This window comes from Blastococcus carthaginiensis, from assembly GCF_030731085.1.
GTDB lineage: Bacteria > Actinomycetota > Actinomycetes > Mycobacteriales > Geodermatophilaceae > Blastococcus > Blastococcus carthaginiensis.
The window spans coordinates 18418-32429 of sequence record NZ_JASNFN010000010.1 but is presented as its reverse complement, the minus strand read 5'-3'; the positions used below and the strand labels follow the sequence as shown (position 1 = coordinate 32429).

Below are 14012 nucleotides of genomic sequence, written 5' to 3'. Positions count from 1 at the left end.
AGGACGCTCCGGCAGAGCTCCCCTGGGAGGGGGCGGGGGGACCCCCCTGCACACCCCCTCAGGACGTCCGCTAGAGTTCTCCTCGTAACGCGGACGTGGCTCAGCTGGTAGAGCATCACCTTGCCAAGGTGAGGGTCGCGGGTTCGAATCCCGTCGTCCGCTCGGAACCTCGGGCACCGGTCGAGAGACTGGTGCCCGCGTGCGGTGGAGTGGCCGAGAGGCGAGGCAACGGCCTGCAAAGCCGTCTACACGGGTTCAAATCCCGTCTCCACCTCGTCGCTTCCTCGCGGGGCACGAGCGCGGAGGAGGGAGCCGGTCAGCTGACCGGATCGGGCGATTGGCGCAGTGGTAGCGCGCTTCCTTGACACGGAAGAGGTCACTGGTTCGAACCCAGTATCGCCCACCAGACGAACCCCAGGACGCCGGTCGGGCGCCTGGGGTTCTGCCGTTCCCGGGAGTTCACGCCCGGTCGTGCAGCACCCGCTCCGCGACGATGCGCTCCCCGTCGGTGACCGTGGCGAACCCCAGCTCACCCAGCAGCGGGGGCAGGCCGGCGGCGGTCGGCCCGACCCGCACCGTCGAGGCACCGGCCTCCCGTGCGCGCTGCAGCAGCAGCTCCGCCGCGGCCCGCCCGATCTCCCGGCCCCGGGCCTCGGTGACCAGCCAGAGCCCCGCCTCCAGGACGCCGGGCTCGTCGGTCCGCCGCAGCCGGGCGGCGCCGACGACCCGCTCGCCGTCCCCGGCAGCCTCGACCACGACCCAGGTCGCCTCCCGCGCCGGCCCGTCGAGCCCCGCGCGCCGCTCGCGGTGGAACGCGCGCAGCCACTCCACGCGCTCGGGCGACCACCGCTCCCCCGGCGTGACCCGCGGTGTCACCTCGTCAGCGGCGACCCCGTGCAGGGCCGCGGCGATCAGTCGCGACAGGGCCGCCTCGGTGACGGGCGCCAGGTCGACCACGGAGAGCTCGGCCAGCCGCGCCTTCGCGCGCCCGAGCCTGCGCCGCCAGGTGAAAGCGATGCCGAGGTAGGCCACGGCCAGGACCACCCATCCCCACCGCAGCCACGACGACGTGTCGCCGTCCACCCACTGGAGGCCGGCCAGCACCCCCCACACCCCGCCCAGACCGGCCTGCAGGCGCAGCTGCCACCGCGCGCCGGTGACCTCCTGCCGCGCCTCCCGCCGACGCCGGACCAGCGACCCCGCGTCAGCCACGTGCCGGCTCGACGCGCTCCGCCCAGAACCGGTCGACCTGCTCGGCCAGCTGCTCCGGCGTCCCGCTGTTGTCCAGCACGACGTCCGCCACCGCGCGGCGCTGCTCATCGGTGGCCTGGGCGGCGATCCGTGCGCGGGCGTCGGCCTCGGCGAGCCCCCGCCCGACCAGCCGGGCCACCCGCGTCTCCCGCTCGGCCGCCACGACGACGACGAGGTCGTAGCTCCCCGCCTGCCCGGTCTCCACGAGCAGTGGGACGTCGTTGACCAGCACCGCGTCGTCCGGGGCCGCGGCGACGAGCTCTACCGAGCGCTGCCGCACGAGCGGGTGGACGAGCGCGTCGAGCCGCCGCCGCGCGCTCTCGTCGGAGAAGACGATCGCCGCCAGGGCGGCGCGGTCCAGGGAGCCGTCGGCGGACAGCACCCCGTCACCGAACTCCGCGACGACGGCGGCGAGCCCGGGGGTGCCGGGTTCGAGCACCTCGCGGGCGATCCGGTCGGCGTCCACCAGCACGGCACCGCGTTCGACCAGCAGCCCGGACACGGTGCTCTTGCCCGAGCCGATCCCGCCCGTCAGTCCGATCCTCAGCACGCACGGACAGTAGCGACCACCCGACTCGAGATCACGGCGAGGTAACACGCGGCCGACGCGCCCGGCGCGTCGCTCCAGTCACACGCGCACCACCGTTAACGTCTGCCTCGGCGATCTTCCCCGCCGAGAGAGGCAGACCGAGAACATGTCCCGTCACACGCCTGCTGCGTCCCCGTCGTCCCGCGCCGCCGGCCGGCACCGGCTCGGCTCCGCCTCGGGCGTGCGCTGCGCCGACATCCCGGCCGTCCGCGAGCGGATGGAGTTCCAGCGCCCGGCCGTCGCCCACCGCAGCTCGTTGCTGCGCTGGATGTTCTCGACGCCGACCACCGGCCGGCACACCTGGAGCTTCCTCGCGGGCTCCGGCGGGCGGCCCCGCACGGCGTTCGCCATCATCCTGAGCCTCTAAGGCCCCGTCCCGCGGCTCGCCCCGAGCCTGCGAGGGGTGCGGAGGGCGGGGTCCTCCTGCTCCCCCGCACCGCCCGCACGCCGCCGCGACGCGCACCCGGAGTGCGACTGAAGGCCCGTGGACGCCGTCCACGGGCCTTCCGCGTGCCCGGATCCGAGAGCCGGCACGCCGCGCGACCACCGGCGACGGGGTGCCGCTACACCCGGGGACGACGGAGGCCCAGGACCGAACGGTCCTGGGCCTCCGACGTGCGGTGCTGGTGGGTCAGACCCTCAGGTCACTCGCCGCCGGCCAGCTTGGCGCGGAGCGCGGCGAGCGCCTCGTCGCTGGCGAGCGTGCCACCGGTGCTGGGGACGTCCGGCGTCGCGTCGGCGCTGGAGTAGCTGCCGCCGGCCGCAGCCTCGGCGTCGGCCTCCTTGGCCGCCGCGATCTGCTTGCGGTGCGCCTCGAAGCGGGCCTGGGCCTCGGCGTACTGCCGCTCCCACGTCTCGCGGGCCTCGTCGTAGCCCTCGAGCCACTCGCCGGTCTCGGCGTCGAAGCCCTCGGGGTAGATGTAGTTGCCCTGCTCGTCGTAGGAGGCGGCCATGCCGTAGGCGGCCGGGTCGAAGGTCTCCTCGTCGCCGACGACGCCCTCGTTGGCCTGCTTGAGCGACAGCGAGATCCGGCGGCGGTCCAGGTCGATGTCGATGACCTTGACCAGGATCTCGTCGCCGACCTGCACGACCTGCTCGGGGATCTCCACGTGGCGCTCGGCCAGCTCGGAGATGTGCACCAGGCCCTCGATGCCCTCGTCGACGCGCACGAACGCACCGAAGGGGACGAGCTTGGTGACCTTGCCCGGCACGACCTGACCGATCTGGTGCGTGCGGGCGAACTGGCGCCACGGGTCCTCCTGCGTCGCCTTCAGCGACAGGGAGACGCGCTCGCGGTCCAGGTCGACGTCGAGGACCTCGACGGTGACCTCCTGGCCGACCTCGACGACCTCGGACGGGTGGTCGATGTGCTTCCAGGACAGCTCGGAGACGTGCACCAGGCCGTCGACGCCGCCCAGGTCCACGAAGGCACCGAAGTTGACGATCGAGGAGACGACGCCGCTGCGGACCTGGCCCTTGGCGAGCTTGTTGAGGAACTCGCTGCGCACCTCGGACTGGGTCTGCTCCAGCCACTGGCGGCGGGACAGCACGACGTTGTTGCGGTTCTTGTCGAGCTCGATGATCTTCGCCTCGAGCTCGCGGCCCACGTAGGGCTGCAGGTCGCGGACGCGGCGCATCTCGACCAGCGACGCCGGGAGGAACCCGCGCAGGCCGATGTCCAGGATGAGACCACCCTTGACGACCTCGATGACGGTGCCGGTGACGACCTCGTCGGCTTCCTTCTTGGCCTCGATCGTGCCCCAGGCGCGCTCGTACTGCGCGCGCTTCTTGGAGAGGATCAGCCGCCCTTCCTTGTCCTCCTTCTGGAGAACCAGGGCTTCCACCTCGTCGCCGACCTTCACGACCTCGTTCGGGTCGACGTCGTGCTTGATGGAGAGCTCGCGCGAGGGGATGACGCCCTCGGTCTTGTAGCCGATGTCCAGCAGCACCTCGTCCCGGTCCACCTTGACGATGACGCCCTCGACGATGTCGCCGTCGTTGAAGTACTTGATCGTCAGGTCGATGGCGGCGAGGAAGTCCTCGGCGGAACCGATGTCGTTGATGGCGACCTGGGGGGTGCTGGAAGGACGGACCTGAGTGGAGGTCATGTGGTTGGTTGCTCCGGACGGTTTATGCGTAGGGACAGGACGACCCGCGGCTGTCGGACCGCGGGGAGGTGCAGCGGGGAGAACCGACGCGGGCGTCCCCCGGAGGGGAAGAGCACGACAGACCTCTGGCGCTCCTCAATGGTACGGACGCCGGGAGCCTCCGGTCCACCTGGGTGGGACCGCTCCTGCCCGGCCGGCGGCGTGTCACGATCGGCGTGTCATGACCGCACCCCCTCCCCGCCCCGGCCTCCCTCTCGGCAGCGACGGCTACCCCGCCGCGGGCGGGGTCGCCCGCCGCGCGGCCGGCACCGAGGAGTCGGCTCGCGCGAACCGCCGCTGGTGGGACGCCGCGGCCCCGGCCTACCTGGCCGAGCACGGCACCGACCTCGGCGACGTCGACTTCCTGTGGTGCCCCGAGGGCCTCCGCGAGGCCGACGCCCACCTGCTCGGCGAGGTCGCCGGCCGGCGGGTGCTGGAGATCGGCTGCGGCTCGGCGCCCTGCGCCCGCTGGCTGCGGGCCGCCGAGGCCGACGTCGTGGCCCTCGACCTCTCCGGCGGCATGCTCGCCCGCGCCGCCGAGCTCAACCGGACGACGGGGATCGCCGTCCCGCTGCTCCAGGCCGACGCCGGTGCGCTGCCCCTGGCCGACGCCGGCCTGGACGCCGTCTGCTCGGCGTTCGGCGGGCTGCCCTTCGTGGCCGACGTGGGGGCCGCGCTGCGGGAGGTCGCACGGGTGCTGCGTCCCGGCGGGCGCTTCGTGGCGTCGGTCAACCACCCGATGCGCTGGCCGTTCCCCGACTCCCCCGACCCCGCGGACCTGCGGATCACCTCCTCCTACTTCGACCGGACGCCCTACGTGGAGACCGACGACGCGGGCCGCGCCGTGTACGTGGAGCACCACCGCACGGTCGGCGACTGGGTGCGGGCCGTCGTCGGGGCCGGCCTCGTGCTGGAGGACCTGGTGGAACCGGAGTGGACGCCCGGGCGCACGGAGAACTGGGGCCAGTGGTCGCCCGAGCGCGGCGCACTCGTCCCCGGGACGTTGATCCTGGTCGCCACCCGGCCCTGAACCTCTGGTCGAGGTTCAGCCTCCGGCGATGGGTCTCGACCCGTGCCGCACCCAGAGCTCGTGGGCGGCGGCCGAGATCGCCGCGGCGAGCGGGACGAACAGCAGCGCCCCGGCGATCCCCCACAGCACGCCGCCGACGGTGACCGCGATCAGCACCGTCGCGGCGTTGAGGGGCAGCCGGTTGCGCATGACGTACGGCTCCACGAACGAGTTGCCGAGCTGCTGCACGACCACCACCAGCCCCAGGACGAGGGCGGCCGTGACGAGCCCGCCGGACGCGTAGGCGACCACCACCGCGACGAGCCCGGCGACGAACGCACCGATCGTGGGGATGTAGGACGCCAGGAACTGCAGCGCCGCGAGGGTCAGCGCCAGCGGGACGCCGAGCAGGAGCAGGCCGACGCCGATGCCCACGGCGTCGAACACCGCCACGATCGTCAGGCCGCGGACGTAGGCGCCCACGGTCGTCCAGGCCGCCCGGCCGGCGTCGTCGACGTCCTCGCGCACCCGGCCGCCGAACTTCCCCAGCAGCCAGCGCCAGATGCCCGGCCCCCCGTGCAGGAAGAGGTAGGCGAGCGCCACGACGAGGAAGGCGGCGACCACGACCTCGGCCAGCGTCCGCGCCGGGCCGAGCAGGTCGCCGGCGCTGGTCCCGCCGCCGGAGCCGCCGCCGGAGCCCCCGGACGAGCCGAAGCTCGGCAGCTCGACGCCGAAACGCTGCGACAGGTCCGAGGAGACCTGCTGGAACTGCTCTCGCAACCGCGGCAGCTGGCCGGCGATGCGCGCGCCCAGGGCCAGGAACCCGCCGCCGAGGACACCGACCAGGAGCAGCACCGCCCCGCCCGCCGCCAGCCAGCGGGGCGCGCCGCGGACGTGCGCCCACTCCACGAGCGGCGCCAGGATGCCGGCGACGAGCAGGGCGATCAGGACGGCCACCAGCGGCAGCGTCACCTTGACCGCGAAACCGGCGAGCAGCCAGAGCAGGACCGCGAGGACGAGCAGCCGGCCGCCCACGGCCGACGACCGCGCCAGCCAGGCGGGGACGGCGGGACGGGTCGGACCGCTGGGGGGTGGGGAGCTCATGGATCCGGTGTGGACCGGGGATCGGCCCCTGACACATCCACCGGGCCCGCCGCCGCGGATCGACAACAGCCTGTAACGCGGGGCGCTCCGGCCGGGGCGCCGCCGTCAGTGGGCCGCGGCGTCCCAGCTGGACCCGACGCCGACCGAGACCTCCAGCGGCACCGACAGCTGCGCGGCGCCCGCCATCTCGCGGCGGACGAGCGCCTCCAGGGCGTCCTTCTCCCCCGGCGCGACCTCGAGCACCAGCTCGTCGTGGACCTGCAGCAGCATCCGCGACGCCAGCCCTTCGGCCGCGATCGCCTTCTCCACGTTCAGCATCGCCACCTTGATGACGTCGGCGGCCGAACCCTGGATGGGGGCGTTGAGCGCCATGCGCTCGGCCATCTGCCGCCGCTGCCCGTTGTCGCTGGTCAGATCGGGCAGGTAGCGCCGCCGACCCAGCGTGGTCTCGGTGTAGCCGGTCTGCCGGGCGTCGTCCACGACGCCGTCGAGGTAGTCGCGGATGCCGCCGAAGCGCTCGAAGTACGCGTGCATCTGCTCGCGCGCCTCGTCGACCGAGATGCGCAGCTGCCCGGACAGCCCGTAGGCGGAGAGCCCGTAGGCCAGCCCGTAGCTCATCGCCTTGATCCGGCGGCGCATCTCAGGGTCGACCTCCTCGATCGGGATGTCGAAGGCCCGCGAGGCGACGAAGGAGTGCAGGTCCTCCCCCGACGTGAACGCCTCGATGAGCCCCTCGTCGCCCGAGAGGTGCGCCATGATCCGCATCTCGATCTGGCTGTAGTCGGCCGTCATCAGCGACTCGTAGCCCTGGCCCACGACGAACGCCTGCCGGATCCGCCGCCCCTCGGCGGTGCGGATCGGGATGTTCTGCAGGTTGGGGTCGGTCGAGGAGAGCCGGCCGGTCGCCGCGATCGTCTGCTGGAAGGTGGTGTGGATGCGCCCGGCGTCGTCGACCATCGGGATCAGCCCGTCGATGACCGTCCGCAGCCGGGTGACATCGCGGTGGCGCATCAGGTGCTCGAGGAACGGGTGCCCGGTCTGCGCGAGCAGGTTGGTCAGCGCCTCGGCGTCGGTGGTGTAGCCGGTCTTGTTCTTCTTCGTCTTGGGCAGCCCCAGCTCGTCGAAGAGCACGATCTGCAACTGCTTCGGCGAGCCCAGGTTCACCTCGCGGCCGATGACGGCGTAGCACTCGGCCGCGGCCGCGGCGACCCCCTCGGCGAACTCGCGCTGCAGGTCGTGGAGGAAGTCGAGGTCGGCGGCGATGCCCCGGTGCTCCATGCGGCCCAGCACGAACGTCAGGGGCAGCTCGATCTCGCCGAGCAGGTGACCGCCGCCCCGCTGGCCGAGCACCTGCTCGAGGGCGTCGGAGAGGTCGTTGACCGCCACCGCCTTGAGGACGTCGGCCTTCGCGGCCTCGGCGGCGACGTCGTCCTCGCTCGGCCCCAGGCCGTCGAGGGTCAGCTGCCTCTCGGGCTCGGCGGCGTCCTTGAGCTCGCGGCGCAGGTAGCGGACCGCCAGGTCGCCGAGGTCGAAGGAGCGCTGCCCCGGCAGCGCGAGGTAGGCGGCCAGCGCGGTGTCGCCGACGACCCCGGCGAGCTCCCAGCCGCGGGCCCAGATCGCCAGCAGCGGGCCCTTGACCTCGTGCACCACCTTCGGCCGGTCGGCGTCGGCGAGCCAGGCGGCGAGCGCCTGCTCGTCCGCGACGTGCAGCCCGGGGCCGAGGTCGACGAAGGTCGTGTGGCCGTCGGCGGCGGCGAGCGCGAGGCCGGCGAGCTCGCCGGCACCCCGGCCCCAGCTGCCCCGGAAGATCACGCCGGTGCGGCCGGTGCGGGCGTGCGCCTCCAGCCAGGCGCCCAGTTCCCCGGCGGGCACCTCGTCGACCGTGACCTCGAAGCCGCCCTCCACCTCCGGCTCGGCGCTGGTGAGGGTGGCGAAGAGCCGGTCCCGCAGCACCCGGAACTGCAGGTTGTCGAAGAGCGTGTGCACCTCGTTGCGGTCCCACGGCTGGACGGCGAGGTCGACGGGCCCCACCTCCAGGGGCACCTGCCGGTCGAGCTCGGTGAGCCGCCGGTTCTGGAGCACCGAGGAGAGGTGCTCGCGCAGCTTCTCCCCGACCTTGCCCTTGACCGTGTCCACCTGGTCGACCAGCGCGTCCAGCGAGCCGTACTCCCGGACCCACTTGGCGGCCGTCTTCTCCCCCACGCTCGGGATGCTGGGCAGGTTGTCGCTCGGGTCGCCCCGCAGCGCCGCGAAGTCCGGGTACTGCGCGGGAGACAGGCCGTACTTGGTCTCGACCTCCGCCGGCGTGAAGCGGGTCATGTCCGAGACGCCCTTGCGCGGGTAGAGCACGGTGACCTGCTCGTTCACCAGCTGCAGCGCGTCGCGGTCGCCGGTGGCGATCAGCACGTCCATGCCCTGCTCGACGGCCTGCACGGTGAGCGTGGCGATCACGTCATCGGCCTCGTAGCCCTCGGCGGTGATCACCGGGACGCGCAGGGCGCCGAGCACCTCCTGCACCAGGCTGACCTGCCCGCGGAAGTCGGTCGGGCTCTCGGCGCGGTTGGCCTTGTACTCGGCGTAGATCTCGCTGCGGAAGGTCTTGCGCCCGACGTCGAAGGCGACGGCGAGGTGCGTGGGCTGCTCGTCGCGCAGGATGTTGATCAACATCGACGTGAAGCCGTAGACGGCGTTCGTCGGCTGCCCCGTCGTGGTCGAGAAGTTCTCCACCGGCAGCGCGAAGAACGCGCGGTAGGCCAGCGAGTGCCCGTCGAGGAGCAGCAGCCGCGGGCGCGCGCCCTGGCTCGAGGGGGCGGCGGGTGCGGAGGTGGAGACCGGAGCGGACATCGCCGCCGATCGTAGGGCCAGCCACCGACACCCGGGACGCGCCGGACCGGTCGCTACGGTGCCGGGGTGAGCACCCCTCCCCCGGACTGGCTGCCCGACGGCATCAGCAGCCCCCTCGACGACAAGCTCGGCGTGCGGATCACCGACTGGGACCCCGACCGGCTGGTCGCGACGATGCCGGTCGCAGGCAACGAGCAGCCCTTCGGCCTGCTGCACGGCGGGGCCACCTGCACGCTCGCCGAGACGATCGGGTCGATGGCCGCGGCGGTGAGCGCCGGACCGGACAAGCAGGTCGTCGGCATCGAGCTCAACGTGAGCTACCTGCGCGCCGCGACAGCCGGCACGGTCACCGCCGTCTGCACGCCGGTGCGCCGGGGCCGCACGCTGTCGACTTTCGTCATCGAGATCAGCGACGACCGGGGCCGGCAGACCGCCACCGCCAGGCTCACCTGCATGACGCTGAAGGCGCCGCGAGAGCCCTGAGCCGGCGTCCTGCGCCACCACGAACGGGTGCCCGGCGTGTCGCGGAAAGGTCACAGGTCGGTGCACGGTGGGGGACAGATCACACAACTGCGTTAGGTTCCCTCCTCAACGAAACCGCCGAGGAGGTCGAGTGACGCACCCGACGGACCGTGTCCGCCGGCACGGTCGACGAAGCAGTACCGCGAGAGCGGGGGCTCGGATACCGGCCGGTGGACCACCGCACCCAGGTCTCACCGCTGTACGCCTGGTGCTGGTCGGCCTGTTCGTCGCCGGGCTCACCGCCCTGGTGCCGGGCGCCGCCCACGCCGCCGAGGAGGCCGGTGAACGGATCTTCGGCACCCTGCAGACCAGCGTGAGCGGGCCGATCGAAGGCATCTCCGTCGAGGTCGCCGAGATGTCCGGCGCCGAGATCGACACGGTGGAGACCGACGAGCAGGGCCGCTGGTCGGTCGACCTGCCCGGCCCCGGCCAGTACACGGTCACGGTCGACGCGGGCGATCTCCCCGAAGGCGTCACCCTCAACGGCGAGCCCAGCCGGTCGGTGACCGTGGACGAGGGCCGGCAGCAGGGCGTCATCATCGGGCTCAACGACGGGAGCCGGAACTCCGGCGGCGGTTCCATCCGCTGGGTGGAGCTGCTGGTCTCGGGGCTCCGTTTCGGCCTGCTGATCGCCATGGCCGCCATCGGTCTCTCGCTGATCTTCGGCACCACCGGCCTGGTCAACTTCGCCCACGGCGAACTGGTGACCATCGGTGCGATCGCCGCGTGGTTCATCAACGTGGGCGCCGGCGTACCGCTGATCCCCGCGGCCATCCTCGCGATGGTCGTCGGCGCCGGCATCGGTGCGCTCAACGAGATCGGCCTGTGGCGGCCGCTGCGCCGGCGGGGCACCGGGCTGGTGGCCGCGCTGGTCATCTCGATCGCGTTGTCCCTGCTGCTCCGCTACCTGTACCAGGTCTTCTACGGCGGGCGGTCGAACGCCTTCGCCGACTACCGCGGCCAGCGCAGTGTCGACTACGGCGCCTTCTCGATGACCAACAAGGACCTCGCGTCGATGGTCATCGCGCTGGCGGTCCTGGTGCTCGTGGCCTTCATGCTGCAGCGGACCACGATGGGCAAGGCCATGCGGGCCGTCTCCGACAACCGCGACCTCGCTGCCTCTTCCGGCATCGACGTCAACCGGGTGATCCTCGTGGTCTGGATGGTCGGTGGCGCACTCGCCGCGCTGGGCGGCGTCCTCCTCGGCCTCTCCGACGAGGTCCAGTGGGACATGGGCTTCCGCCTGCTGCTGCTCATGTTCGCCGGCGTCACGCTCGGCGGTCTCGGCACCGCCTACGGCGCCCTCATCGGCAGCATCGTCGTCGGCGTCTTCGTCCAGATGTCGACGCTGGTGATCCCCAACGACATGAAGTACGTCGGCGGGCTCCTCCTCCTCATCGTCATCCTCATCGTGCGGCCGCAGGGCATCCTCGGCAGCCGGGCCCGGATTGGTTGAGCCATGGCTGAACTCATCGACGCACTCGCCGTCGCACTCAAGGCCGGGCTCGGTTTCCAGGCCGCCTTCTTCGCCCTGCTCGCGATCGGGCTCAACATCCAGTTCGCGTACACGGGACTGCTGAACTTCGGTCAGATCGCCTTCGCCATGCTCGGCGGGTACGGCATCGCCATCTCCGTCTCCCAGTGGGGGCTGCCCTTCTGGGTCGGCGTGGTCATCGGCATCGCCGCCGCCGTCGTCCTCGCGCTGCTGCTGGGCATCCCGACGCTGCGGTTGCGCGCCGACTACCTGGCGATCGCCACCATCGCCGCCGCGGAGGGGCTCCGGCTCACGTTCCGGTCGGTCTCGGCGACGCCGATCACCGCAGGTACCCGGGGTCTGTCCGGCTTCAGCGACCCCTTCGTCGAACTCGCCCCGTGGGACACCGCCCAGCGCTACAGCATCCTGGGCACCCGCTGGAGCGGAGCGGACCTCTGGGTGACGCTGGTCGGCTGGGTGCTCGTGGCGCTGGCCTGCCTGCTGGTGTGGCTGCTGGTCCGCAGCCCCTGGGGCCGGGTCGTGAGGTCCATCCGCGAGGACGAGGACGCCGTGCGGGCGCTCGGCAAGAACGTCTACGTCTACAAGATGCAGGCGCTCGTGCTGGGCGGCGTCCTGGGTGCACTGGGCGGCATGGTCTACGCGCTCGGCACCGCCTCGGCCACTCCGGACCAGTACCAGAACGCCAACACGTTCCTGGCCTACGCGGCGCTGATCCTGGGTGGAGCGGCCCGCGTCCTCGGGCCCGTGATCGGCGCCATGATCCTGTACTTCATCATCCAGTTCGCCGACACCGGGCTGCGTACGCTGATCAGCAACGGGATCATCCCGGAGAACGTGCTGTCGGCCACCGACGTGGCCCAGATCCGGTTCGTCCTGATCGGTCTCGGCCTGATCCTGCTGCTGATCTTCCGGCCGCAGGGCATCTTCGGCGACCGACGAGAGGTGATGCTCGATGCCCGCTGAGCCGACGCCCACCGGGGCGCACGCCCTGTCCACGACCGGCGGTGCCGGCGCCGCCCCGCAGCGGCTGGCCCAGGCCGCGCTGCGGGACCTGCCCTGGGAGGTCGGGATCGCCAAGCCCGACCCCGCGATCGTGGTCGACGGCGTGGTCCGGACCTTCGGCGGCCTCACGGCCGTCTCGGTCGACCACCTGGAGATCCAGCGCGGCGGCATCACCGGGCTGATCGGGCCGAACGGAGCCGGCAAGACCACGCTGTTCAACCTGCTCACCGGGTTCGACCAGCCCGACGGCGGCACCTGGTCGTTCGACGGCCGGCCGCTCGGGAAGCTCGCCCCGCACCAGGTGGCGCGGCTCGGCGTGGTCCGCACCTTCCAGCTCACCAAGGCGCTGTCCCGGCTCACCGTGCTGCAGAACATGCTGCTGGGCGCGCAGGGGCAGAAGGGTGAGAGCTTCCTCCGCGCTCTCGTTCCCGGTACGTGGCGGGCACAGGAGAAGGCCAACACGGAGAAGGCCATGGAGCTGCTCCGCCGGTTCAAGCTCGACGCCAAGAAGGACGACTTCGCCGGCACCCTCTCCGGGGGACAGCGCAAGCTGCTCGAGATGGCCCGCGCGCTGATGAGCGACCCCCAGGTCGTCATGCTCGACGAGCCGATGGCCGGGGTGAACCCGGCGCTGACGCAGAGCCTGCTCGGACACGTCAAGGACCTGCGCGAGCAAGGCATGACGGTGGTCTTCGTCGAGCACGACATGGACGTCGTCCGTGACATCAGCGACTGGGTGGTCGTGATGGCCGCGGGCAAGGTCATCGCCGAAGGCCCGCCGGAGTCCATCAGCCAGAACCAGGCGGTGGTCGACGCCTACCTCGGTGCGCACCACGACGCCGCACTCACCATCGAGGAGGAGGACCGCGTCCTCGCCGAGGCGGAGGAGAGCATCTCCCGCGAGGAGCACCCCGACGACCTCCGGCGCCCCGGACGCCCCGACGAGAAGGGCACGGACCGATGAGCATCGACCCCGGCCAGGGCAAGGACCCGCGCGAGAGCACCGACCCGGAGTACGAGTTCGACCGGCCGGTCGACCAGGGGGACGCATCAGCGGCCGTCGACCGGGGACCGACCCGGGCCGAGTCCTCCGGCGACCTCTCGCCCGCCGAGCAGGCGGCCACCCGCGGGGAGCACGTCCGCCTCGCCGCGGACGCACTCATCCGGGCCGACGAACTCGTCGCCGGCTACCTGCCGGGGGTGAACATCCTCAACGAGTGCGACTTCTACCTGAACGACGGCGAGCTGGTGGGGATCATCGGTCCGAACGGCGCCGGCAAGTCCACGTTGCTGAAGGCGCTGTTCGGCCTCATCCCGGTGCGGTCCGGGTCGGTGACGCTGCGCGGCGAGGACATCACGTCGGCGCCGGCACACCGGCTGGTCTCCCTGGGCGTGGGCTACGTCCCGCAGAACAACAACGTGTTCCCCTCCCTCACCATCGAGGAGAACATGGAGATGGGTGCCTACCTGCGCCCGAAGGTGGTCAAGGAGCGGTTCGACTACGTCGCCGAGCTGTTCCCCATGCTCGGGGAGCGCCGGAAGATCAAGGCCGGCTCGCTGTCCGGCGGTGAGCGGCAGATGGTCGCGATGGGCCGGGCGCTGATGATGGAGCCGTCGGTGCTGCTGCTCGACGAGCCGTCTGCCGGCCTGTCCCCCGCCTACCAGGACGAGGTGTTCATCCGCTGCCGGCGGATCAACGCCACCGGTGTCTCGATCATCATGGTCGAGCAGAACGCTCGCCGCTGTCTGCAGATCTGCGACCGCGGCTACGTGCTCGACCAGGGCCGCAACGCGTACACGGCCACCGGCGAGTCGCTTATGCACGACCCCAAGGTCATCGAGCTGTACCTCGGCACGCTGGCCAAGGCGCACTGACCGGTCCCAGCCCCTCCCCCTCAGCGCCCGGCGCCGTCCCTCTCGGGGAACGGCGCCGGAGCCGTCTACCGGCCCGCAGGGCCCGGACAGGGCACCTGAGACCCTTGCCGGCCGTCCACGACCCCGGACGCCGTCCAGCTCCCGACCGGCCGGTCCAGACACTGAGGCGGACCG

General features: G+C 72.1%; 12 protein-coding genes and 3 tRNA genes. 10 read left to right on the top strand and 5 right to left on the bottom strand.

Translation table 11 applies throughout. The features are described from left to right. Positions 1-89 precede the first annotated feature (89 nt). The 3 genes from QOZ88_RS09685 (at position 90) to QOZ88_RS09675 (ending at position 406) form a co-directional block, all read left to right on the top strand. Positions 90-162, top strand: a tRNA-Gly gene (locus QOZ88_RS09685). Between the two features lie 41 nt (positions 163-203). After that, a tRNA-Cys gene (locus QOZ88_RS09680) sits at positions 204-274 on the top strand. Between the two features lie 57 nt (positions 275-331). Then, positions 332-406: transfer RNA gene (locus QOZ88_RS09675), tRNA-Val, on the top strand. Between the two features lie 53 nt (positions 407-459). On the opposite strand, the gene QOZ88_RS09670 is transcribed toward QOZ88_RS09675, so the two are convergent. Further along, positions 460-1212, bottom strand: a complete 753-nt coding sequence (locus QOZ88_RS09670; protein ID WP_305999571.1) for a GNAT family N-acetyltransferase — start codon at positions 1210-1212, stop codon at positions 460-462. Beyond that, positions 1205-1801: a dephospho-CoA kinase gene (gene coaE, locus QOZ88_RS09665; protein WP_305999570.1), complete on the bottom strand. Its 597-nt coding sequence runs from the start codon at positions 1799-1801 to the stop codon at positions 1205-1207. Before coaE ends, QOZ88_RS09670 begins: the two co-directional genes overlap by 8 nt. A gap of 145 nt (positions 1802-1946) precedes the next feature. Here coaE and QOZ88_RS09660 point away from each other — a divergent pair, with 145 nt between their 5' ends. Beyond that, entirely contained in the window at positions 1947-2207 is a 261-nt protein-coding gene (locus tag QOZ88_RS09660; protein ID WP_305999569.1) for a hypothetical protein, read from the top strand. Positions 2208-2484: 277 nt separating this feature from the next. Here the strand turns inward: QOZ88_RS09660 and rpsA are convergent, their stop codons facing one another. Then, positions 2485-3948 carry a 30S ribosomal protein S1 gene (rpsA, locus tag QOZ88_RS09655; protein WP_305999568.1) on the bottom strand — a complete coding sequence of 488 codons (1464 nt, stop codon included), beginning with the start codon at positions 3946-3948 and terminating at the stop codon, positions 2485-2487. A gap of 220 nt (positions 3949-4168) precedes the next feature. On the opposite strand from rpsA, the gene QOZ88_RS09650 reads away from it, so the two are divergent. Then, the gene (locus tag QOZ88_RS09650) at positions 4169-5017 is read left to right on the top strand and encodes a class I SAM-dependent methyltransferase (RefSeq protein ID WP_305999567.1); all 849 of its coding nucleotides are present in this window, start codon (positions 4169-4171) and stop codon (positions 5015-5017) included. Positions 5018-5032: 15 nt separating this feature from the next. On the opposite strand, the gene QOZ88_RS09645 is transcribed toward QOZ88_RS09650, so the two are convergent. Together QOZ88_RS09645 and polA are read right to left on the bottom strand one after the other, a co-directional pair. Then, positions 5033-6100, bottom strand: coding sequence for an AI-2E family transporter (locus QOZ88_RS09645; protein WP_305999566.1), 1068 nt, complete (start codon positions 6098-6100; stop codon positions 5033-5035). A 105-nt stretch (positions 6101-6205) separates the two neighbouring features. Next, positions 6206-8944: a DNA polymerase I gene (polA, locus tag QOZ88_RS09640; RefSeq protein ID WP_305999565.1), complete on the bottom strand. Its 2739-nt coding sequence runs from the start codon at positions 8942-8944 to the stop codon at positions 6206-6208. Positions 8945-9010: 66 nt separating this feature from the next. Between polA and QOZ88_RS09635 the strand changes: the two genes are divergently transcribed. The 5 genes from QOZ88_RS09635 to QOZ88_RS09615 all read left to right on the top strand — a co-directional run bounded on the left by QOZ88_RS09635 (position 9011) and on the right by QOZ88_RS09615 (position 13838). Next, positions 9011-9427: a PaaI family thioesterase gene (locus QOZ88_RS09635; protein WP_305999564.1), complete on the top strand. Its 417-nt coding sequence runs from the start codon at positions 9011-9013 to the stop codon at positions 9425-9427. Between the two features lie 247 nt (positions 9428-9674). Then, complete coding sequence (locus tag QOZ88_RS09630; protein WP_305999563.1) at positions 9675-10922, top strand: branched-chain amino acid ABC transporter permease; 1248 nt, start codon at positions 9675-9677, stop codon at positions 10920-10922. Between the two features lie 3 nt (positions 10923-10925). Then, the gene (locus QOZ88_RS09625; RefSeq protein WP_305999562.1) at positions 10926-11924 is read left to right on the top strand and encodes a branched-chain amino acid ABC transporter permease; all 999 of its coding nucleotides are present in this window, start codon (positions 10926-10928) and stop codon (positions 11922-11924) included. After that, positions 11914-12927 carry an ABC transporter ATP-binding protein gene (locus QOZ88_RS09620; protein ID WP_305999561.1) on the top strand — a complete coding sequence of 338 codons (1014 nt, stop codon included), beginning with the start codon at positions 11914-11916 and terminating at the stop codon, positions 12925-12927. The genes QOZ88_RS09625 and QOZ88_RS09620 overlap by 11 nt, the downstream gene beginning before the upstream one ends. Continuing rightward, a complete protein-coding gene (locus tag QOZ88_RS09615) occupies positions 12924-13838 on the top strand; it encodes an ABC transporter ATP-binding protein (protein ID WP_305999560.1) in 915 nt (304 codons plus the stop codon). Before QOZ88_RS09620 ends, QOZ88_RS09615 begins: the two co-directional genes overlap by 4 nt. The last annotated feature ends 174 nt before the right edge of the window (positions 13839-14012 follow it).

Coding starts and splice junctions, on each gene's coding strand:
- QOZ88_RS09660 (WP_305999569.1), top strand. CDS start 1,947: ATGTCCCGTCACACGCCTGCTGCGTCCCCGTCGTCCCGCGCCGCCGGC.
- rpsA (WP_305999568.1), bottom strand. CDS start 3,948: ATGACCTCCACTCAGGTCCGTCCTTCCAGCACCCCCCAGGTCGCCATC.
- QOZ88_RS09650 (WP_305999567.1), top strand. CDS start 4,169: ATGACCGCACCCCCTCCCCGCCCCGGCCTCCCTCTCGGCAGCGACGGC.
- QOZ88_RS09645 (WP_305999566.1), bottom strand. CDS start 6,100: ATGAGCTCCCCACCCCCCAGCGGTCCGACCCGTCCCGCCGTCCCCGCC.
- polA (WP_305999565.1), bottom strand. CDS start 8,944: ATGTCCGCTCCGGTCTCCACCTCCGCACCCGCCGCCCCCTCGAGCCAG.
- QOZ88_RS09625 (WP_305999562.1), top strand. CDS start 10,926: ATGGCTGAACTCATCGACGCACTCGCCGTCGCACTCAAGGCCGGGCTC.
- QOZ88_RS09620 (WP_305999561.1), top strand. CDS start 11,914: ATGCCCGCTGAGCCGACGCCCACCGGGGCGCACGCCCTGTCCACGACC.
- QOZ88_RS09615 (WP_305999560.1), top strand. CDS start 12,924: ATGAGCATCGACCCCGGCCAGGGCAAGGACCCGCGCGAGAGCACCGAC.